The sequence below is a fragment of the Variovorax sp. GW821-FHT09D04 genome, from assembly GCF_059416405.1.
Map to the genome: position 1 here is coordinate 68765 of NZ_JBWKPA010000015.1, position 20357 is coordinate 89121.

At 68.5% G+C, this 20357-nt stretch carries 20 protein-coding genes; 8 read left to right on the top strand and 12 right to left on the bottom strand.

All coding sequences use genetic code 11. The features are described from left to right. Nucleotides 1-81: 81 nt before the first annotated feature. Genes AC07O4_RS29725 through AC07O4_RS29740 form a run of 4 tightly spaced genes read left to right on the top strand, consistent with a single transcriptional unit; the run spans nt 82 to nt 3134 of the window. Nucleotides 82-1293, top strand: coding sequence for an aspartate aminotransferase family protein (locus tag AC07O4_RS29725; RefSeq protein WP_062477203.1), 1212 nt, complete (start codon nt 82-84; stop codon nt 1291-1293). Next, complete coding sequence (gene argF, locus AC07O4_RS29730; protein WP_139706507.1) at nt 1290-2225, top strand: ornithine carbamoyltransferase; 936 nt, start codon at nt 1290-1292, stop codon at nt 2223-2225. The genes AC07O4_RS29725 and argF overlap by 4 nt, the downstream gene beginning before the upstream one ends. Before the next feature lie 34 nt (nt 2226-2259). Further along, nucleotides 2260-2820: a hypothetical protein gene (locus AC07O4_RS29735; protein ID WP_495306393.1), complete on the top strand. Its 561-nt coding sequence runs from the start codon at nt 2260-2262 to the stop codon at nt 2818-2820. Beyond that, the gene (locus AC07O4_RS29740; protein WP_139706510.1) at nt 2817-3134 is read left to right on the top strand and encodes a YkgJ family cysteine cluster protein; all 318 of its coding nucleotides are present in this window, start codon (nt 2817-2819) and stop codon (nt 3132-3134) included. The genes AC07O4_RS29735 and AC07O4_RS29740 overlap by 4 nt, the downstream gene beginning before the upstream one ends. Nucleotides 3135-3146: 12 nt before the next feature. Here AC07O4_RS29740 and AC07O4_RS29745 read toward each other — a convergent pair whose 3' ends face one another. Then, nucleotides 3147-3623, bottom strand: coding sequence for an Lrp/AsnC family transcriptional regulator (locus tag AC07O4_RS29745; RefSeq protein ID WP_062477192.1), 477 nt, complete (start codon nt 3621-3623; stop codon nt 3147-3149). A 176-nt stretch (nt 3624-3799) separates the two neighbouring features. On the opposite strand from AC07O4_RS29745, the gene kynB reads away from it, so the two are divergent. The 4 genes from kynB (at nt 3800) to AC07O4_RS29765 (ending at nt 7943) form a co-directional block, all read left to right on the top strand. Beyond that, nucleotides 3800-4444 (top strand): arylformamidase, encoded by a 645-nt coding sequence (kynB, locus tag AC07O4_RS29750; protein ID WP_159273237.1) that lies wholly within the window; start codon nt 3800-3802, stop codon nt 4442-4444. A 13-nt stretch (nt 4445-4457) separates the two neighbouring features. Further along, nucleotides 4458-5738, top strand: a complete 1281-nt coding sequence (gene kynU, locus AC07O4_RS29755) for a kynureninase (protein ID WP_495306394.1) — start codon at nt 4458-4460, stop codon at nt 5736-5738. After that, nucleotides 5735-6595, top strand: coding sequence for a tryptophan 2,3-dioxygenase (gene kynA / locus AC07O4_RS29760; RefSeq protein ID WP_062477183.1), 861 nt, complete (start codon nt 5735-5737; stop codon nt 6593-6595). Before kynU ends, kynA begins: the two co-directional genes overlap by 4 nt. A 94-nt stretch (nt 6596-6689) precedes the next feature. Next, on the top strand, nt 6690-7943 hold the full coding sequence (locus tag AC07O4_RS29765; protein ID WP_495306395.1) for an SMI1/KNR4 family protein: 1254 nt from the start codon (nt 6690-6692) through the stop codon (nt 7941-7943). Nucleotides 7944-8206: 263 nt separating this feature from the next. On the opposite strand, the gene AC07O4_RS29770 is transcribed toward AC07O4_RS29765, so the two are convergent. The 11 genes from AC07O4_RS29770 to AC07O4_RS29820 form a co-directional block, all read right to left on the bottom strand. Beyond that, entirely contained in the window at nt 8207-9391 is a 1185-nt protein-coding gene (locus tag AC07O4_RS29770; RefSeq protein WP_159273234.1) for an FAD-dependent monooxygenase, read from the bottom strand. Nucleotides 9392-9396: 5 nt separating this feature from the next. Further along, nucleotides 9397-9699, bottom strand: a complete 303-nt coding sequence (locus AC07O4_RS29775; RefSeq protein WP_062477175.1) for a DUF6587 family protein — start codon at nt 9697-9699, stop codon at nt 9397-9399. Between the two features lie 27 nt (nt 9700-9726). Continuing rightward, entirely contained in the window at nt 9727-11622 is a 1896-nt protein-coding gene (feoB, locus tag AC07O4_RS29780; RefSeq protein WP_487848961.1) for a ferrous iron transporter B, read from the bottom strand. Then, nucleotides 11615-11914, bottom strand: coding sequence for a FeoA family protein (locus AC07O4_RS29785; protein WP_070062301.1), 300 nt, complete (start codon nt 11912-11914; stop codon nt 11615-11617). The genes feoB and AC07O4_RS29785 overlap by 8 nt, the downstream gene beginning before the upstream one ends. Before the next feature lie 140 nt (nt 11915-12054). Next, entirely contained in the window at nt 12055-12891 is an 837-nt protein-coding gene (gene efeO / locus AC07O4_RS29790; protein ID WP_082818180.1) for an iron uptake system protein EfeO, read from the bottom strand. A gap of 48 nt (nt 12892-12939) precedes the next feature. After that, entirely contained in the window at nt 12940-14241 is a 1302-nt protein-coding gene (gene efeB / locus AC07O4_RS29795; RefSeq protein ID WP_495306396.1) for an iron uptake transporter deferrochelatase/peroxidase subunit, read from the bottom strand. Nucleotides 14242-14263: 22 nt separating this feature from the next. Beyond that, on the bottom strand, nt 14264-15442 hold the full coding sequence (gene efeO, locus AC07O4_RS29800; RefSeq protein WP_495306397.1) for an iron uptake system protein EfeO: 1179 nt from the start codon (nt 15440-15442) through the stop codon (nt 14264-14266). 12 nt (nt 15443-15454) lie between these two features. Continuing rightward, nucleotides 15455-16291 carry an iron uptake transporter permease EfeU gene (efeU, locus tag AC07O4_RS29805; RefSeq protein WP_495306398.1) on the bottom strand — a complete coding sequence of 279 codons (837 nt, stop codon included), beginning with the start codon at nt 16289-16291 and terminating at the stop codon, nt 15455-15457. Nucleotides 16292-16412: 121 nt separating this feature from the next. After that, nucleotides 16413-16874, bottom strand: coding sequence for a metallophosphoesterase family protein (locus AC07O4_RS29810; RefSeq protein WP_495306399.1), 462 nt, complete (start codon nt 16872-16874; stop codon nt 16413-16415). 4 nt (nt 16875-16878) lie between these two features. After that, nucleotides 16879-19746, bottom strand: a complete 2868-nt coding sequence (locus AC07O4_RS29815) for an aconitate hydratase (RefSeq protein WP_159275666.1) — start codon at nt 19744-19746, stop codon at nt 16879-16881. Between the two features lie 163 nt (nt 19747-19909). Beyond that, nucleotides 19910-20323: a hypothetical protein gene (locus AC07O4_RS29820; protein ID WP_101492755.1), complete on the bottom strand. Its 414-nt coding sequence runs from the start codon at nt 20321-20323 to the stop codon at nt 19910-19912. Nucleotides 20324-20357: the final 34 nt, after the last annotated feature.

Below are 20357 nucleotides of genomic sequence, written 5' to 3' on the forward strand. Positions count from 1 at the left end.
GGGCATTGCTGTGATGCGGAATCCTCAACGAAGCCGTCAAATCGCACGCCTAGAATTCGTGTTCCCTATCTGGAGAACCGAATGAGCGCCACCGCCCAGCAACCCACCTCGCCCCACGTCATGAACACCTACGGTCGCCTGCCGATCGCGCTGTCGCACGGCCAGGGCTGCCGAGTCTGGGACACCACGGGCAAGGCCTACCTCGACGGCCTGGGCGGCATCGCCGTCAACACGCTCGGCCACAACCACCCCGAGCTGGTGCCTGCCCTGCAGGACCAGCTGACCAAGCTGATCCACAGCTCCAACTACTACCACGTGACCGGCCAGGAACAGCTGGCCACCAAGCTCACCGAGCTGTCGGGCCTGACCAACGCCTTCTTCTGTTGCACCGGCCTGGAAGCCAACGAAGCGGCCCTGAAGCTGGCCCGCAAGTACGGCCACGACAAGGGCATCGAGCGCCCCGAGATCGTCGTCTACGAAGCCGCCTTCCACGGCCGCAGCATCGCCACGCTGTCGGCCACCGGCAACCCCAAGGTGCAGGCCGGCTTCGGCCCGCTGGTCGAAGGCTTCATCCGCGTGCCGCTGAACGACATCGAGGCGCTGAAGAAGGCCACCGAAGGCAACCCGAACGTGGTCGCCGTGTTCTTCGAAACCATCCAGGGCGAAGGCGGCATCAACCCGATGCGCGTCGACTACCTCAAGCAGGTGCGCCAGCTGTGCGACGAGCGCGACTGGCTCATGATGATCGACGAAGTGCAATGCGGCATGGGCCGCACCGGCAAGTGGTTCGCCCACCAGTGGGCGGGCATCAAGCCCGATGTGATGCCGCTGGCCAAGGGCCTGGGCTCGGGCGTGCCGATCGGTGCCGTCGTGGCCGGCCCCAAGGCCGCCAACATCTTCGGCCCGGGCAACCACGGCACCACCTTCGGCGGCAACCCGCTGGCCATGCGCGCCGGTGTGGAAACCATCCGCATCATGGAAGAGCACAAGCTGCTCGAGAACGCCGCCACCGTCGGCGCCCACCTGAAGGCCGCGCTGGAGCGCGAAATCGGCAGCCTGCCGGGCGTGAAGGAAATCCGCGGCCAGGGCCTGATGCTGGGCATCGAGCTCGACCGCCCCTGCGGCGCGATCCTGAACCGCGCCTGCGACGCCGGCCTGCTGTTGAGCGTGACGGCCGACAAGGTGATCCGCCTCGTGCCGCCGCTCATCCTGAGCATTGCCGAAGCCGACGAGATCGTTGCGATCCTCGCGCCGATCGTCAAAACCTTCCTCTCGGAGCCCGTTGCGCAATGACGACCGCCGCCGCACCGAACGCCCTGCGCCACTACCTGCAGTTCTCGGACCTCACGGCCGACGAGTACGTCTACCTCTTCGATCGCATGGCGATCATCAAGAAGAAGTTCAAGACGTATGAAAAGCACCAGCCGCTGGTGGACCGCACGCTGGCCATGATCTTCGAGAAGGCCAGCACGCGCACCCGCGTGAGCTTCGAGGCCGGCATGTACCAGCTCGGCGGCAGCGTGGTGCACCTGACCACGGGCGACAGCCAGCTGGGCCGCGCCGAGCCCATCGAGGACAGCGCCAAGGTCATCAGCCGCATGGTCGACCTGGTGATGATCCGCACCTACGAGCAGACCAAGATCGACGCCTTCGCCGCGCACTCGCGCGTGCCCGTCATCAACGGCCTGACCAACGAGTTCCACCCCTGCCAGATCCTGGCGGACATCTTCACCTACATCGAGCACCGCGGCTCCATCCAGGGCAAGACGGTGGCGTGGGTCGGCGACGGCAACAACATGGCCAACACCTGGCTGCAGGCCGCCGAGATCCTCGGCTTCACCGTGCACGTGAGCACGCCCAGCGGCTACGAGGTCGACCAGTCGATCGCGGGCATCCGTTCGGGCGACAGCTACAAGGTCTTCCAGGACCCGATGGAAGCCTGCCGCGGCGCCGACCTCGTCACCACCGACGTGTGGACCAGCATGGGCTACGAGGCCGAGAACGAGGCGCGCCGCAAGGCCTTCGCCGACTGGTGCGTCGACGAGGACATGATGCGCATCGCCCAGACCGACGCCCTCTTCATGCACTGCCTGCCCGCGCACCGCGGCGAGGAAGTGCAGGCCGAGGTCATCGACGGCCCGCAGTCGGTCGTGTGGGACGAGGCCGAGAACCGCCTGCACGCACAGAAGGCGCTGATGGAGTTCCTGCTGCTCGGCAGGCTCTGACAGACACCGAACCGCTGAACCACCCGGGCGCCGCATGGAGCTGATGAACCGCTACCTGCCGCGCTACCAGTTCGCGGAGACGCACAGCCTCCACGTGCCCGCGCCGCCCGGGCGCGTGCTCGACGTGGCGGCCCGCCCCGAGATCACCGACGACCCCGTGGCGCGCAGCCTGATCGCGCTGCGCGAACTGCCGAACCAGCTGGCCAGCCGGCTCGGGCTCGCCGCGCCCACGCTGCGCCAGCGCGAGGCCTTCGGTTTTGCCGACTTCACGCCGCTGGGACGCGACGGCGAGCGCGAACTGGCCTTCGGCCTGGCCGGCCGCTTCTGGCGCTTCGACTACGGCCTGGTCCCGCTGGCCGACGGCCCGGCCTTCGCCGCGCTCGACGCCACGGGCCTGGCCAAGCTGGTGCTTCACTTCACGGCCGAGCCCGAAGGCACAGGCACGCGGCTCACCACGCGCACCCGGGTCTGGTGTGGCGATGCCGCCGCGCAGCGCCGCTTCACCGCCTACTGGCTGCTGATCCGTCCCGCGAGCGGGCTGATCCGTCGCCGCATGCTGCAGCGCGTGCGTGACGCCGCGCTGCTCGCCCCATGAATCCCTGCCAGACCTGCGGCGCCTGCTGCGCCAGCTACCGCGTCGACTTCAGCGTGCACGAGCTCGACGACCATGGCGGCCGCGTGCCCTCGGGCCTGGCGGTCGACGTGAACGACGCCCTGTGCCGCATGCGCGGCACCGACCACACGCCGCCGCGTTGCGCCGCGCTCACCGGCAAGATCGGCCAATCGGTGGCTTGCGGCATCTACGAATGGCGGCCCAACCCCTGCCACGAGCTGCAGGCCGGCAGCGACGCCTGCCAGCGCGCGCGCCTGCGGCATGGGCTGCCGATGCTGTCCGACGAGCTGCACTGACGACAGGCCGGCTCAGGCCACGGGCACCGGTAACCCGCCGAGCTGCCCCTTGAACTCCTGCAGCGAGAAATGCGTCTGCACATGGCGCACGCCCGGCAGCCGGTGCAGCTTGCGCTGCAGCAGGTCGGAATACGCATCGAGGTCCTTCGCGACCACCACGAGGATGAAATCCGCCGGCCCCGAGATGCCGTGGAACATCACCACCTCGGGAATCGCGCACACCGCGTCCTCGAAGGCGCGCGACGAGATCTCGGTCTGATGGTCGATGCCGACCATCACGAAGGCCAGCACGCCGAAACCCAGCGCGCGCCGGTTCAGGCCCGCGTGGTAGCCGCCGATCACGCCGTCGTCCTCCAGCTTCTTCACCCGGCGCCAGCACGGCGACTGCGACAGGTGCGCCATCTGCGCCAGCTCGCCCGAGGTCAGGCGGGCGTTGTCCTGCAGCGCGCGCAGCAGCTGGAGGTCGGTTCGATCGAGGTCGGCTTGCATGATTTGTTCTCCATTTCCTGTCGATTGAATAGATTATTCAATCTTTCGATGATTGATGGATAACTTCTCGACTAAAGACAGTCACTGCGCATAGCATTCGATACCCGCCGGCCCCTTGTGGAGCGACTCCAACCGGCCCACACTGCCCTTTTTCTTCCTTCGCCCTGCCGCCCGCCATGACCGCCCCGCTCCGACTCTGGGACATCTCCGCCCCCGTGCACGCCGGCAGCCCGGTGTTCCCGGGCGACACGCCGTATTCGCAGCAGTGGTGCGCCACCATCGGCCCCGGCTGCCCGGTCAACGTGAGCGCGATCACGCTGTCGCCGCACGTGGGCACCCATGCCGACGCGCCGCTGCACTACGCCCCCGAGGGCCAGACCATCGGCCAGGTCGACCTCACGCCCTTCCTCGGCCCGTGCCGCGTGATCCATGCGATCGGCCGCGGTCCGCTGGTCACCTGGGAGCACATCGCCCATGCCGTGAACGACACGCTGCCCCCGCGCGTGCTCGTGCGCACCTACCCGGCCATGCCCGTCGACCGCTGGGACCCGCAGCTCGCGGCCTATGCACCCGCCACCGTCGAGCGCCTGGCGGCCATGGGCGTGAAGCTCATCGGCATCGACACCGCCAGCATCGACCCGGCCGACAGCAAGACGCTCGACAGCCACCAGCGCATCCGCCACCTCGACCTGCGCGTGCTCGAGAACCTCGTGCTCGACGACGTGCCCGAGGGCGACTACGAACTCATCGCGCTGCCGCTCAAGCTGACGAGCGCCGATGCCTCCCCCGTGCGCGCCGTGCTGCGCGAACTTCCCCGCTGAAACCCTCCCTTCCATGACGACGACCCTCGCCGACTGCCGCGCCCTCGACGCGCAAGACCCGCTGCGCGCCCTGCGCGACCAATTCACCCTCCCCAAGGGCGTGCTCTACCTCGACGGCAACTCGCTCGGCGTGCTGCCCAAGGCCGCGCCCGCGCGCATCGCCGACGTGGTGGCCAAGGAATGGGGCGAAGGCCTGATCCGCTCGTGGAACACCGCGAGCTGGTTCGACCTGCCGCAGCGCCTGGGCGACAAGGTGGCCCGCCTGATCGGCGCCGCGCCGGGCGAAGTGGTGTGCACCGACAGCACCTCCGTCAATCTCTACAAGGTGCTGTTCGCCGCGCTCTCGCAGCAGAAGGCAAGCGGCCGCAAGCTGGTGATCAGCGAGCGCAGCAACTTCCCTACTGACTTGTACATCGCCGAATCGCTGTGCAGAGAACGCGGCTTCACGCTGAAGCTCATCGATGCGAGCGAACTGGCCACCGCACTGACCGACGAGGTCGCCGTGCTGATGCTCACGCACGTCAACTACCGCACCGGCGCCATGCACGACATGAAGGCCGTCACCGCCGCCGCGCACGCCGCGGGCGCGCTCACCGTGTGGGACCTGGCACACAGCGCGGGCGCCGTGCCCGTCGCGCTCAACGACAGCAACGCCGACTACGCCATCGGCTGCGGCTACAAGTACCTCAACGGCGGCCCCGGCGCGCCGGCCTTCGTCTGGGTGAACACAAAGCACGCAGGCCAGTTCGAGCAACCGCTGTCCGGCTGGTGGGGCCACGCGGCGCCCTTCGAGTTCACGCCGCACTACCGCCCTGCCCCAGGCGTCGGCCGCTACCTGTGCGGCACGCAACCGGTCATCGCCTTGGCCGGCCTCGAATGCGGGCTCGACACCGTGCTCGCCGCCGAAGCCTTCAACGGCACCGGCGGTGCGATGGCCGCGCTGCGCACCAAGTCGCTCGCGCTCACCGACCTGTTCATCCGCCTGGTCGAAGAACGCTGCGCCGGCCAGGGCCTGTCACTCGTCACGCCGCGCGACCACGCACTGCGCGGCTCGCAGGTGTGCCTCAGCCGCGAGGAAGGCGCCTACGCCATCGTGCAGGCGCTGATCGCGCGCGGCGTGATCGGCGACTACCGCGCCGGCGATTCTCAGATGCCCGACATCCTGCGCTTCGGCTTCACGCCGCTGTATGTCGGCTTCGAGGACGTGTGGCACTCGGTCGAACACCTCGTGCAGGTGCTCGAGACCGGCGAGTGGCGACGCGCCGAATTCAACCGCAAGAACGCAGTGACATGAGCACCGACAACGACAGCAACAAGACCCCCGAGTCCATCGTCCACGAAGAGAAGGCGCAGCTGGACTTCAGCAAGTCCATGAGCTACGGCGACTACCTGCACCTCGACGAGATCCTGAACGCGCAGCATCCGCTGTCGCCCGCGCACGACGAGATGCTGTTCATCGTGCAGCACCAGACCAGCGAACTCTGGATGAAGCTCATGCTGCACGAGCTGCACGCCGCCGTGCAGTGCATCGCGCAAGAGCGCCTGCCTGACGCCTTCAAGATGCTCGCGCGCGTGAGCCGCATCATGGAACAGCTGGTGAGCGCCTGGACCGTGCTCTCGACCATGACGCCGCCCGAGTACACGGCGATGCGCCCCTACCTCGCCAACTCCAGCGGCTTCCAGAGCGCGCAGTACCGCTGCATCGAGTTCCTGCTCGGCAACAAGAACGCCGCCATGCTCAAGCCCCACGCCCACCGCGCCGACCTGCTCGCGCAGGTGGACGCGGCCTACCGCGCGCCCTCGCTGTACGACGAGTCGCTGCGCCTGCTCGCACGCCACGGCCTGCCCGTGCCCGCCGACCGCCTGGAGCGAGACTGGACCCAGCCCTACGAATCGAGCGACGGCGTCGAAGCCGCCTGGCTCACGGTGTATCGCAACCCGCACGACCACTGGGACCTGTACCAGCTCGGCGAAAAACTCACCGACCTCGAAGACGCCTTCCGCCTCTGGCGCTTCCGCCACGTGACCACGGTCGAACGCGTGATCGGCTTCAAGCGCGGCACCGGCGGCACGGGGGGCGTGAGCTACTTGCGCAAGATGCTCGACGTGGTGTTGTTTCCCGAGATCTGGAAGCTGCGCACCGATCTGTAGTGCGTCATGCAGGGGCTTGCAGCAGCCCCGGGCGAACGAGGGTTGCTCCATCGGCGCAAAGCGCTACATTTTGGAGAACACGGAGGCTGCTGCCATGAACAACAACACCTCGTTCTCTGTTGAAGAGCTCTCCACCTTGCGCGAACACGGCGTCGTGCTGTTCGCCGACCGCGTGATCTTCGACGCGCAACCGCCGATGCCGCAGCAGCAGATCGATGCGGTGCAGGCCTTGTGCGCCGGCCCGCTGCCCGAGGCGTTGGTCGCGCTGTGGCAGCACACGGCGGGCGGGCGCCTCGACTACGACCTGGCGCTGCCGATGAACGGCAACGTGGAGAGCGTCAGCTGGTCGGAGCTGTTCTGGGACGGCAGCGACGGCTACCGCGACCTGCAGGGCTGGATCGAACATGAGCAGGAGCTCGCCGAGGAAGGGGCCGAAGACAGCGGCACGCCCTGGAGCGGCAAGCTCACGCACCTGCCCTTCGGCGGCTTCGAGTACTGCGACCGCGTCTACGCGGTGGTCGAGCCCGGCGCCACGCACGGTCAGGTCATTGCGTGGAAGCAGGGCCTGCCGCCAGCCTGGACCCACGCGCTGCACGAAGACGGCCTGAGCCCCGTCGCGGCCGACCTGTATGGCGCCTTCGCGGCGCTGCATCTCGACGAAGACCCGCTGGCGCCGACGGGCGACTACTTCTCGGGGCAGGCGCTGCTCGCCTACCTCGACGATCGCCATGAAGGCTACGGGCTGGACCTCGATCTGATGGACAAGCTGGTCACCTTCTATTGCCGCGCCATCGTCGACTGGCGCACCCCGCTTGCAGACGGCACGCTGCGCCATCACCCGGCGCTCGCACGCGCGGCACTGCGCCACGCGATTGCCACCGACGACGCTGCGCTGGTCGCCGAACTTGCCGCCGCAGGCCTGAACTTCGAAGGGCCGCATGAAGGCAGTGCACTCGCCACCGACGTGGCCGTGGGACACAGCGCCTTCGCCGCCGCGGCAGCGCTGGTGCGCGCAGGCGCGCCGGTGGCATCCGACGTGCTGCGCAACATCGACGGTCAGATCTCGCCCGAACTCACGCGCGCCCTGCTGGACAACGGCGCCGAGCCGACCGTGGCGGCCATCGTGAAATGCGCGGCCTGCGGTGCGCCCGCCAGCGCGCATCTGATCGCCGACGCCTGCGCGCAGATCGGCATCGACGTGCCGCCGGCCTTCGTGGCGGATCGCGATGCGATGTTGATCGAACTGGAAACCACGCTCGCGCAGATGCGCGATGGGACGCAGGGGCATTACCTGGGGCAGGAAGGCTTGGCCGAGCGCATCGAGCATCTGCAAACGTTCCGGCTCTGATTTTTCAGGGCGACGCTCACGCCGACGGGGCACCTTGCTCCGCGAATGTCCCCCGGGCTTCGCCCTCCTCCTTAATTTCGCTGCGCAAGGCACCCCATCGGCGTAAGCGTGGGGCAGCGCGGTCGTTGATCGGCTGCACGCCAGCGCTGTGTCCCGTGCCCAGGACACTGGGTGCTTCCCGCAGCGAAATTAAGGAGGAGGGGCGAAGCCCCGGGGGACATTCGCGGAGGGAAGTACCCGGTGGCCTGGGCACGCGCCCTGGATCAGCCGCCGTACAGCCAGGGCTGATCGAGCAGCCGGGAGCCCAGTAAGCGCATCGCCATGTCGCGCCCGAAGCGCACCGCACCGGTGGCATGAAAGATCTCGCCATTGCGACGCGCCCGCGCCTGCACCTGCGCATTGCGTTCCCAACGCGCCTCGGCATAGCGTGCAAACGCAGCTGGCACACCCAACGCCGAGGCATCGCCCAAAGCATCCGCCAACGCGACCGCATCCTCGATCGCCATGCCCGCCCCTTGCGCAAGGTACGGCACCATTGGATGCGCGGCATCGCCCACCAACGCGACACGCTCATGCGCCATGTCGCCAGGACCAGCCACGGGCGCGCGATCGCTCAACGTCCACGCGCGCCAGCTCGGCATCGCATCGAGCAGCGCCTGCAGACTCGCACAGCTGCGCCCCATCGCCTGCTTCAGCGCCACAAGGCTGCTGGCCTGGTCCCAATCGCGCGCATCGCCCGCAGGTGCAGATTCGGCAATCACGACAACGTTGAGCGCATCCCCCGCGCGCACCGGGTACGCGACCGCATGCAAACGCGGTCCGAGCCACACATCCACACGCGAACGACGCAGCGCCGCAGGCAGGTCGGCCTGACGAACCAACGCACGCCAGGCCGTGTGCCCGGTCACGCGCGGCGGCGCTTCGGCGGATGCGGATTCAAGCTGTGCCCGCACCAGGCTCCACAGGCCGTCGGCCCCCACCAGCGCCTCGCCCTCCCACGCACGCGCGTCGGTGCTCGAGACGCAGACGAGGTCGTCGCTGGTCTCGACCTGGCGGATGCGCGCGGCCGTGACCAGCGAGCCCGTGCCCTGCGCGCGCACGGCATCGAGCAGCAGCGTGTGCAGGTCGGCGCGGTGCACGCAGCAGTACGGCGCGCCGTAGCGCTGCTGCATGGCATCGCCCAGCGGCATGCGGGCCAGTTCGGCGCCGCTGCCGGCGCTGTGGACCACCAGCGCCTCGGGGCACGCCGCGATGGCTGCGAGGCCGCGACCGAGGTCGAGTTGTTGAAGGCGGCGGGTGGCGTTGGGGCCGAGCTGCACGCCGGCGCCGATTTCGCCGAAGTCGGCGGCCTGTTCGAAGACGTCGGCGCGGTGGTGGGCGCGGGACAGCGCCAGCGCCGTGGCCAGCCCCCCGATCCCGCCCCCGGCGACGAGGATGTGCGCGGGCATCGGACTCAGCGTCCGGTGCTGGGCGTGGTGGAAGTCAGCGCGGGGCTGCTGTGGCTGTCGGCCGGATCGGCGCCAGCGGGTTTCTTGGGGGCACAGCTGCCGCAGCTGTCGCACGAGCCGCAGCCCGAGGTCTTGGCCAGCGAAGCGGCGAGCTGATCGGCGCGGGCTTGGTCGATGAGGCCCGCGCGCTGCGTGCCGGCCGCGAACTTGCGCGCGGCGCCACGGCGCCAGCCGGCAGGCATCCAGCGCCAGACCGCGTAGAGCGCGGCGGCCGCGACGATCAATCCGACGATCAGTTGCTGTGTCATGTCTTCTTCAACCCTTTCCCTGTGGTTTTACCCCGCGCCGAAAGCGAGTGCAATGCGATAGGTCAAGAAGCATGCCACGTATGCCAGGGCGAATAAGTAGCCCGCCATGATCCACACGTATTTCCACGAGCCGGTTTCGCGCTTGACGGCTGCCAGCGTCGAGATGCACTGCGGCGCGAACACGTACCAGACCAGGAGCGACAGCGCGGTCGCCAGCGACCAGCTGCCGGCGATGAGCGGCTCCAGCGCACTGGCCACGTCGTCGCCGGTGGCCGAGAGCGCGTACACCGTGCCCAGCGCGCCCACCGCGACCTCGCGTGCGGCCATGCCCGGCACCAGCGCGATGGAGATCTGCCAGTTGAAGCCGATGGGCGCGAAGATGTGCTCCAGCCCGCGGCCGATCATGCCGGCCAGGCTGTACTGGATGGCGGGGCCGGTCGCGCCTTCGGGCGGCGACGGGAAGGTCGACAGGAACCACAGCAGGATCGTGAGCGTGAGGATGATCGTGCCCACGCGCTGGATGAAGATCCACGCCCGCTCGTACAGCCCCAGCGCCAGGTTGCGCAGGTTCGGCCAGCGGTAGGCCGGCAGCTCCATCAAGAGCGGCGAGTGCCGCGTGCTGTCGCGAAAGCGCTTCATCACCCAGGCCACGGCCATCGCCGAGACGATGCCGAACACATACAGCGCGAACAGCACCACGCCCTGCAGGTTGAAGATGCCGCCCACCTCGCGCGCCGGAATGAAGGCAGCGATCAGCAGCGCATACACCGGCAGCCGCGCCGAGCAGGTCATGAGCGGCGCGATCATGATGGTCGTGATGCGGTCGCGCCAGTTGCTGATGGTGCGCGTGGCCATCACGCCCGGAATGGCGCAGGCAAAGCTCGACAGCAGCGGAATGAACGAGCGGCCCGACAGGCCCACGGTGCCCATCAGGCGGTCGAGCAGGAAGGCCGCGCGCGGCAGGTAGCCGGAGTCTTCGAGCGCGAGGATGAACAGGAACAGGATCAGGATCTGCGGCAGGAACACGATCACGCCGCCCACGCCCGCGATCACGCCGTCGACCAGCAGGCTCTGCAGCATGCCTTCGGGCATGTGCGTCTTGATGAGGTTGCCCAGCCCCTCGGTGCCGGCCTTGATGGCGTCCATCGGCACGTTGGCCCAGCTGAACACGGCCTGGAACATCAGGAACATGGTGACCGCCAGCACCAGCATGCCCCACACGGGGTGCATCACGACGCGGTCGATGCGGTCGCTGGTGTCCAGGCTGCCCACGGGCTCCTTCACGGCCAGGCCGAGGATGCGGCGCACCTCGCGCTGCGTCGCGAGCACGTCGTCCAGCCCAGGCGCCTTCCAGGGCTGGGGCGCCGCGGCGGCGACCGGTGCGTCGAGCGCCTCGAGCAGGTTCTTCGCGCCGCCGGTGTGGACACCCACGGTCTCGATCACCGGCACGCCGAGTTCGCGCGAGAGCACGGCGGTGTCGACCGCGATGCCCTGCTTCCTGGCCATGTCGGTCATGTTGAGCGCCACCACCATCGGCAGGCCGAGCTGGCGCGCTTCGAGCACCAGCCGCAGGTTCAGGCGCAGGTTGGTGGCGTCGGTCACGCACACGAGCAGGTCGGGCAGCGCTTCCTGCGCCTGGCCGGTGACGATGTCGCGCGTGACGGCTTCGTCGGCGCTCAGGGCGTTCAGGCTGTAGGCGCCCGGCAGGTCGAGCACGAACACGCGGCGGCCGGTCGGCGTGCGCAGCGTGCCTTCCTTGCGCTCGACGGTCACGCCGGCGTAGTTGGCGACCTTCTGGCGGCTGCCGGTCAGCAGGTTGAAGAGCGCGGTCTTGCCGCAGTTGGGGTTGCCCAGCAGCGCGATGCGCGCGGGCTGCGCGGTGGCACCGAGACGGCCCGGCCCCTGGATGACGGCTTCAACCATGGTTCGCGGCCCCCGGCGTGACGTGGATCAGCGCGGCCTCGTGGCGGCGCAGCGCGAAGGTGGTGTGGCCCAGGCGCACGGCCAGCGGCTCGCGGCCCGGGGTGCCGGTGGCGACGATGCGCACGGCCTCGCCCGGCACGAAGCCGATTTCGGTCAGGCGCAGCACCAGCTCGCGGTCGTCCGCGCTGTCGGGGCGGGCCACGTCGAGCACGGTGGCCCACTGATGGGACGGAAGCTGGTCGAGGCTCAGCGCGGTGGTGGTCGGCGCTGCGCCGAGGTCGTTGTTTCGCACGGTGGAGGTGCGCCCCCCGGAAACCCCGGGGCACGCCAGTAAGCAAAAGCCAGATGCTAGCAATTCTCACTCGCGAAAACCTGACCAACCCCAAAAAGTCCCGGGTCAGCCGGAAATGAGCGGGTCCCCCGGGGCCGGACTCAGTTCAGTCCGAGCATCCCGCGCAGCTTCGACAGGTCTTCGGCCAGCGTATTCACCCGCCCGGCCAGCATCTTGCGGTCGCGCTCGGTGAGCTTCGAATAGGTCTCGAAGCCGCCGTCGGCCGTGCGGTACTTGGCCAGCGTGTCGAACACCACCTTGAAGTTGGCGTCGGCCTTCTCGGCAAACGGCTTGTCCTGCTTCACGACCAGCGGGCGCAGCAGCTCGACGATCTTGTAGGCGCCCTCGAAGTTCGACTGGAAGTCCCACAGGTCGGTGTGGCTGTAGCGGTTTTCCTCGCCGGAGATCTTGGTAGCGGCCACCTCTTCCATCAGCACGGCGGCGCCGCCCACGACCTTCTCGGGCGGGAAGGTCAGCGCGCCCAGGCGCTTTTGCAGCTCGAGCACGTCGGCCAGCAGCTTGTCGGCCACGGGGTTCAGGTCCTTGGTGCTCTTGAGCGTCCACAGGCTGTACTCGATGCGGTGGAAGCCGATGAAGGCCGGGTCTTTCTCGGCCTTCTCGTGGTCGTCCGCGCGCGAGTCGATCGACTGGTCGAGGTCGGTGAACAGCTCGGCCACGGGCTCCACGCGCTCGTAGCTGGTGCGCGTGGGCGCGTAGAGCTTCTTGGCCTTCTCGATGTCGCCGGCCTTCACGGCGGCGGTGAACACGCGCACGTCGGCGGCCAGCTTGCGCACGTTCTGCGTCACGTAGATCTTGTAGTCCGAGATCGGACCGACCAGCTCGAGTGGCGACACGGCGGCCTGCGCGCCGACGGCGTAGAGCCCGGCAAAGCCTGCGACGAAAGCGGCAAGGAAGCGGCGGCGGAACTGCACGGTCATGGATCTCCTTGGATGCGGTGCGGTGGTGATGAAAGAAAAAGGGAGCGATCAGGCGGCCAGCAGGCTGCGCCCGAGCCAGTCGTCGGCGCCCTGCACGCCGGGCAGCGTGAAGAAGAAGCCGCCGCCGATGGGCTTGATGTATTCCTCGAGCGGCTCGCCGTCGAGGCGCGTCTGCACGGCGACAAAGCCCTTCTCGAGGTCGGCCTGGTAGCAGATGAACAGCAGGCCCATCTCGAGCTGGCCCGACTTGGTGACGCCGTTCGAATAGTTGAAGGGCCGGCGCAGCATCAGGTTGGCGTCCGAGGCCTTGGTGCGCGGGTTCGCGAGGCGGATGTGCGCGTCCATCGGCGTCGCCTTGCCTTCGGGGTCCTTCGTGTAGTCGGGCACGTCGTGCTCGGTCTTGCCGCCGTCCAGCGGCGCGCCGCTGGGCTTGAGGCGCCCCATGATGGCCTCCTGTTCCTGCAGCGGCGTGCGGTCCCAGCGCTCGACGAAGTTGCGGATGATGCGCACCGCCTGGTAGCTGCCGCCCACGGCCCAGGCCGGCTCGTCGCCGTTCGGCTGCACCCAGACATGCTTGTTCATGAGCGTGTCGTCCGCCGAGTCGGGGTTGGCCGAGCCGTCGCGAAAACCGAGGAAGTTGCGCGCGCTCTCCGCGGGCTGGCCCGCCACGGCCGGGATCGGCGGCACGGAGCCCTCCTGCTTCCAGTGCAGCACCAGCAGGTCGGGCGTGTTCTTGATGATGTCGCGCAGCGCGTGGATGTTGGTGTCGGGCGTGTTGGCGCAGAACTGGATCGACAGGTCGCCGTGGCACAGCGCGGCATCGAGCGCGTCGTTCGGGTGGCGCTGCATCGGCTTCAGGCGCAGCGGCTTTTTCTTGTCGAGGCCGAAGCGCTCGTCGAACAGCGAGGCGCCGACCGACACCGTCACGGTGAGCCCGTCGGGCTGCACCACCGGGCCGAGGATGCCGGAGCCCGCGGGCGGCAGCTTGGGGTCGGGGTCGGTCTGCGGGCCGCCCTGCGTGAGGAAGGCGATGCGCTCGGTGAGCGTGCGCATCAGCCGCTCCAGGTCGGCGCGGTTCTCGGCCAGCACGTAGAACGAGGCGATCATGCCGGCCGTCGGGCGCGGCGTGACGACGCCTGCCTGGTGCTTGCCGCGGAAGGGCACGCGGTCTTGCGTGTGGGTGCTCTGCGGCGCGTCGGTGACCTGCGCGCCGGTGTCGGGCGGGCCCGGAATGGCCGCGCCGGCGCGCGCGCTGGCGGCGAGCCCGGCAAAGGCCACGCCCGCGGCGCCGAGCATGCGGCGGCGGTGCGGCGAGGCAGGAGCGGTGTCGTTCTTCTTCGTCGATTCCATGGGGTCGTCGTTCTCTCTCAACTCATTCCAGACCGAGCGCGGCGTTCACCTTGCCCAGTTCCTCGGCCAGCGCACGCACCGGCACGGCCAGCGCCTGGCGCTGTGCCTCGTCCAGCGGCGCGGGCTTGAAGCCTTCGCCCTCGCGGTACGGCGCCAATGCGGCGTCGAAGGCGGCAAAGCGCTCGTCCACGGCCTTCTGCTGCGCGGGCGTGGCCTTCACCAGCAGCGGCTGCAGCAGGTCGGCGATCTTCTTCGTGCCTTCGTAGCTGCCCTGCAGGTTCACCAGCTCGGCATGGCCGTAGTGGTCTTCACCGCCGGCCGGCAGGTTGTCGGCCACGCGGCGCAGCAGCTTCGAGGCGGCGCTGGCGAGCCGCTCGGGCGGCACGCTCAGTTCACGCAGGCGCGCCTGCAGCGTCTCGGTGTCGGCCAGCAGTTGGGCGAGGACCGGTGCCAGCGCCTTCGCATCGCCCTGGCCGTACAGCGCGTACTCGATGCGGTGGAAGCCACTGAAGCCCGGGTCGGCCTCGCGCTTCTCGAAATAGTCGGCGCGGGCGTTGATGCGCGCGTCGAGGTCGGCGAACAGCTCGGCCATCGGCTCGATGCGCTTGTAGGCCTGGTGGGCCGGTGCGTAGAGCGCGCGCGCCTGCGCCAGGTCGCCGGCCTTGACGGCATCGGCCAGCGCGCGCACCGCGTCGTCGAGCGTGGCGGCCTCCAGCCGCAGGAACACCTGGTACTCGGCCAGCGCGCCCACGTAGTTGACGAGCGACGGCCGCGCCTCCTCGGCCAGCGAGGCCGCCGACGGCGTGACGTGCAGCTTGCCGCGCGGGTTGCTCAGCAGGCCGCAGGTGATGGCGAAGTCGCCCGGCGAGAGCTTGACCGTCATGGTCTGCGAGAAGCCGGGCGCGATGTTCTCGCGCTCTTCCACCACCATCACGCCGTCGAGAATTTCCCACTCGAGCGCGCGGTTCGACTGGTTCACGATGGTGAAGGTCGTGCGGCCCGCGGGCACGGTGATCTCGTTCGGGTCGCAGGCGTTGCCGCGGATCGTGACGGTGACGGCATGGTCGACCGCCTTGGGCGGCGCCTTGCGCGCCTCGTTCGAGGCGTACCAGAAGGCCGCGAGGCCGGCGACGACCAGCAGCGCCGAGGCGCCCACGGCGACGCGCATGAGCGTCGATGACGAAGAAGAGGAAGAAGGCATGGAGGAAAGAAATCAGCCGGCGGTGGCCGTGCGCGGCGCCGGCGCGGCGGCCGGGCGCAGGAAGAAGAACAGGGCCACGGCCAGGAAGGCCAGGTAGACGATCACCTCGCCCGCCACGGGCGCGGCCTGGTAGCCCAGCAGGCCCGACAGCACGGCGCCCACGGGGCTGTCCATCGGCAGGGTTTCGCTCATGTCGAACACCACGGTCTGCAGCTGGTTCCACACGCCGGCCTCGTGCAGCTTGCGCAGCACGCCCGCCAGCAGCCCGGCCGCGACCAGCAGGATGAACAGGCCCGTGAAGCGGAAGAAGCGGCGCAGGTCGAGCCGCACGCCGCCCGAGTAGATGCCCCAGCCGACCACCACCGACACGGCGATGCCCGCGAGCGCGCCCACGGGCGCTTCCCAACCGGTGCTCTGCTGGAACACCGCCAGCAGGAAGAAGACCGACTCCAGCCCCTCGCGCGCGACCGCCAGGAACACCATGCCGATCAGCGCCCAGCCCTGCCCGTCGGCATGCTGAGCCAGCGCCTTGTCGATCGACGCATGCAACTCGCCCTTGATGGAGCGGGCCGCCTTGCGCATCCAGAACACCATCGTGGTCAGCATGACCACGGCGATGAGCCCCACCACGCCTTCGAACAGCTCCTGCTGCTTCTGCGGAAACTCCGCCGCCAGCAGTTGCAGGCCGGCGCCGGCGAACAGCGACAGCGCGGTGGCCAGCAGCACGCCGACCCACACCGCGGGCATCAGCCGGCCGCGACCGCTTTGTTTCAGGTAACTGGCAACGATGCCGACGATCAGCGCGGCCTCGATGCCTTCGCGCAGCATGATGAGAAAGGGAATGAGCATCTCGGAACAGAAGAACGTTCTTTGAAAATGCCCCGATGTGGTGCATTTTTCAGAGAACGGCCCGAGGATACCCCATCAAATAAGATTTATTCTCAATTAGGGGTATTCGACCCCGCCCCGCTCACAAGGGCAGTTCGACGATGCGCGCGCTGACGGTCTCGCCGTCGACGATCAGTTCGGCCACGGCGATAGGCAGCTTGAATCGGCGCGGACCGGCGCTGCCCGGGTTGACGTAGAGCACGCCGCCGCGTTCTTCGACCTTGGGTTGGTGCGAGTGGCCGGACACGACCACGCGAACGCCCTCGCCTGCCGGATCGCCGCGCAGTCCGGAAAGGTCATGGATTGCCAGCAGCCGCACGCCGCCGAGTTGCAGCACGGCTGTCTCGGGAATGGCCCCGGCCCACGCCTCACGGTCGTTGTTGCCGCGCACCACCGTCAGCGGCGCGATCGCCGCGAGTGCGTCGAGGATGCCGGCGTCGCCGATGTCCCCGCCGTGCACGATGAAGTCGCTGCCCTGCAAGGCCGCCACGGCCTGCGGGCGCAGCAGGCCGTGGGTGTCGGAGATGAGCCCGACGCGGATCAAGCGATCAGGCCGCCAGCAGCTGCCGCAGCACGAACGGCAGGATGCCGCCGTGCTTGTAGTAATCGACCTCGATCGGCGTGTCGATGCGCAGGCGCACCGTCACCTCCTGGTGGCTGCCGTCGGCGCGGTGCACGACCAGCTTCACGTCCATCTGCGGCTTGAGTTCGCCGCCGATCACGACGTCGATCTTTTCCTCGCCCGTGAGGCCCAGCGTCTGCCACGAATCGGCACCGCGGAACTGCAGCGGCAGCACGCCCATGCCGACCAGGTTGGCGCGGTGGATGCGCTCGAAGCTGCGCGCCACCACGGCCTTGATGCCCAACAGCTGCGTGCCCTTGGCGGCCCAGTCGCGCGACGAGCCGGTGCCGTACTCCTCGCCGCCGAACACGATGGTGGGCGTGCCCGCTGCCATGTACTTCATGGCGGCGTCGTAGATGAACATCTTTTCGCCGCCAGGCTGGAACAGCGTGACGCCGCCCTCTTCCTGCGTGCCGTTGGCGTCCGGCGGAATCATCAGGTTCTTGATGCGCACGTTGGCGAAGGTGCCGCGCACCATCACGTCGTGGTTGCCGCGGCGCGAGCCGTAGCTGTTGAAGTCGGCCTTGGGCACGCCGTGCGCCTTGAGCCAGATGCCCGCGGGCGAGCTTTCCTTGATGGAGCCGGCCGGCGAGATGTGGTCGGTGGTGATCGAGTCGCCGAACAGCGCCATGACGCGCGCGCCCTGGATGCCCGCGTCCGACGCGTGCGGCTGCATCTGGAAGCCCTCGAAGAACGGCGGCTCGGCGATGTAGGTCGAGGTGGGCCAGTCGTACACCTGGCCGGTCGTGCCCTTGATGCTCGTCCAGAACTTGCCCGGATCGCTCTTGACCTTCTCGTAGTTCGCGCGGAACGACTTGGCGTTCATCGCGAAGCGCAGGTTGTCATCGATCTCCTTCGGCGTGGGCCAGATGTCGCCCAGGTACACGTCCTTGCCGCCCTTGCCCTTGCCCACGGGCTGGGTCATGAGGTCGGTCATCACGTTGCCCGCGATGGCAAACGCCACCACCAGCGGCGGCGAGGCCAGGAAGTTGGCCTTCAGGTTCGGGTGGATGCGCGCCTCGAAGTTGCGGTTGCCCGAGAGCACGGCCGCGCCGATGAGGTCGTTCTTCGTGATGGCTTCGTTGATCTCGGGCGTGAGGTCGCCGGCATTGCCGATGCAGGTGGTGCAGCCGTAGCCCGCGAGGTAGAAGCCCAGCTTCTCCAGGTACGGCAGCAGGCCCGCCTTCTCCAGGTATTCGGTGACGATGCGCGAGCCCGGGGCCAGCGAGGTCTTGATGTGCGGCTGCACCTTCAGGCCCGCTTCCACCGCTTTCTTGGCCAGGATGCCGGCCGCGAGCATCACGCTCGGGTTGGAGGTGTTGGTGCACGAGGTGATGGCCGCAATGAGCACGTCGCCGTTGCCGATGGTGACGTCGCCCTTGGGCGCCGACGGCGCCGTGGCGCTGGTGTGGGCCGCGGCCTTGGTCGAGCGGTTGGCCACCATCTCGATGACCGGGCGCGGCGAGCCGGGCGGCGGCGGGGGCACTTCGGTGTCGCCGCTCTGGCCTTCGCGCGTCAGCGCGTAGCGCTGCTTGAGCTTGTCGGCCGGCTGGTTGAAGCCGTTGGCGTCGTTCGGCTTGCTGTACAGCTCGGCGAACTTGGTCGACAGGTCGCCCAGGTTGATGCGGTCCTGCGGACGCTTGGGGCCGGCCAGGCTGGGCGAGACGGTGCCCAGGTCGAGCTTGACGACCTTGGTGTAGTCGATGTCGCCCGGCGCGGGCATGCCGAACAGGCCCTGCGCCTTGTAGTAGGCGGCGAAGCGCTCCACTTCTTCCTTGGTGCGGCCCGTGCCTTCGAAGTACGCCACGGTCATCTCGTCGACCGGGAAGAAGCCCATGGTGGCGCCGTACTCGGGCGCCATGTTGCCGATGGTGGCGCGGTCGGGCACGGCGATGGACGCGGCACCCGGGCCGAAGAACTCGACGAACTTGCCCACGACCTTTTCGGCGCGCAGGATCGAGGTGACGTACAGCACCAGGTCGGTGGCCGTGACGCCTTCGCGCAGCTTGCCGGTGAGCTCGAAGCCCACCACGTCGGGCGTGAGCATGTAGACAGGCTGGCCCAGCATGGCGGCCTCGGCCTCGATGCCGCCCACGCCCCAGCCGACCACGCCGATGCCGTTGATCATGGTGGTGTGGCTGTCGGTGCCCACCAGCGAGTCGGGGTAGTACACCGGCGTGTCGCTCTTGTCGGCCGGGCTCTTGTAGACGCCGCGCGCAAAGTACTCGAGGTTGACCTGGTGCACGATGCCGAAGCCCGGCGGCACGACGCCGAAGGTGTCGAAGGCCTGCATGCCCCACTTCATGAACTGGTAGCGCTCGTTGTTGCGCTGGAACTCCAGCTTCATGTTCAGGTCCAGCGCCTTGGGCGTGCCGTAGTAGTCGACCATCACCGAGTGGTCGACCACCAGGTCGACGGGCACCAGCGGCTCGATGGTCTTGGGCGACTTGTTCAGCTTGGCAGCCACGCTGCGCATGGCGGCCAGGTCGGCCAGCAGCGGCACGCCGGTGAAGTCCTGCAGCACCACGCGGGTGACGACAAAGGGAATTTCGTCGGTGCGCTCGGCGTTGGGCGCCCAGTGGGCCAGTTCCTCGACGTGCTTGGCCGACACCTTCTGGCCGTCGCAGTTGCGCAGCACCGACTCGAGCACGATGCGGATCGACACCGGCAGGCGCTCCACGGACGGGTACTGCTTGGCCAGTTCCTTCAGCGACCAGTACTTGCCGGACTTGCCCGACGCGGTCTTGAAGGTCTTGAGGGTGGACGCAAACGCGTGCGCCGGGGCTTTGGCCATGAGAGGACTCCTGTGTGTTCGTGGAAGCCTCTCAAGGATAGCGAGGTTCAATGTCAGTCGTTGTAGTCAGTCTTCCTTGTCGGGCTCTCCCGGAACTATCGTTCTCATAGCGAAAACGCCCGCCGCACGGGGTGCGGCGAGCGTGGGGCGGACGGTCAGGCGCTCAGGCCATCGCCATGCCGGCACCGCCCCGGGTGCGGCGCAGCCCGGTCCATTGCAGCTCGGCCAGCACGACCACGCACAGCGCCTGCGCCAGCACCCAGGCCATGCCCAGCGCGGTGACCGCGAACACGCCGCTCACCAGCAGCGCCACGCAGGCCACGGCCCAGGCGAAGTTGCCGACGACCACGAGGCCGATCAGCGTGCGCGGCGGCGTGGCGCGGCTGGCCATGAAGGCGGCGGCGGCCGCATAGGCCAGCAGGAACACGCCGGTGCCCATGAGCAGCCAGGCCGGCAGGCCGGTCAGGCTGGCAAGAACGTCGGTGAACGCCACCTGCAGCGCGCCGGTCGCGGCGCACGAAGCGGCATCGGCCCACATCACGTTCGACAGGAAGCGGGGGGAAGCGAAAACAGACATGTGAATCTCCTGGGTGGGTACGCTGCAGGCCAGT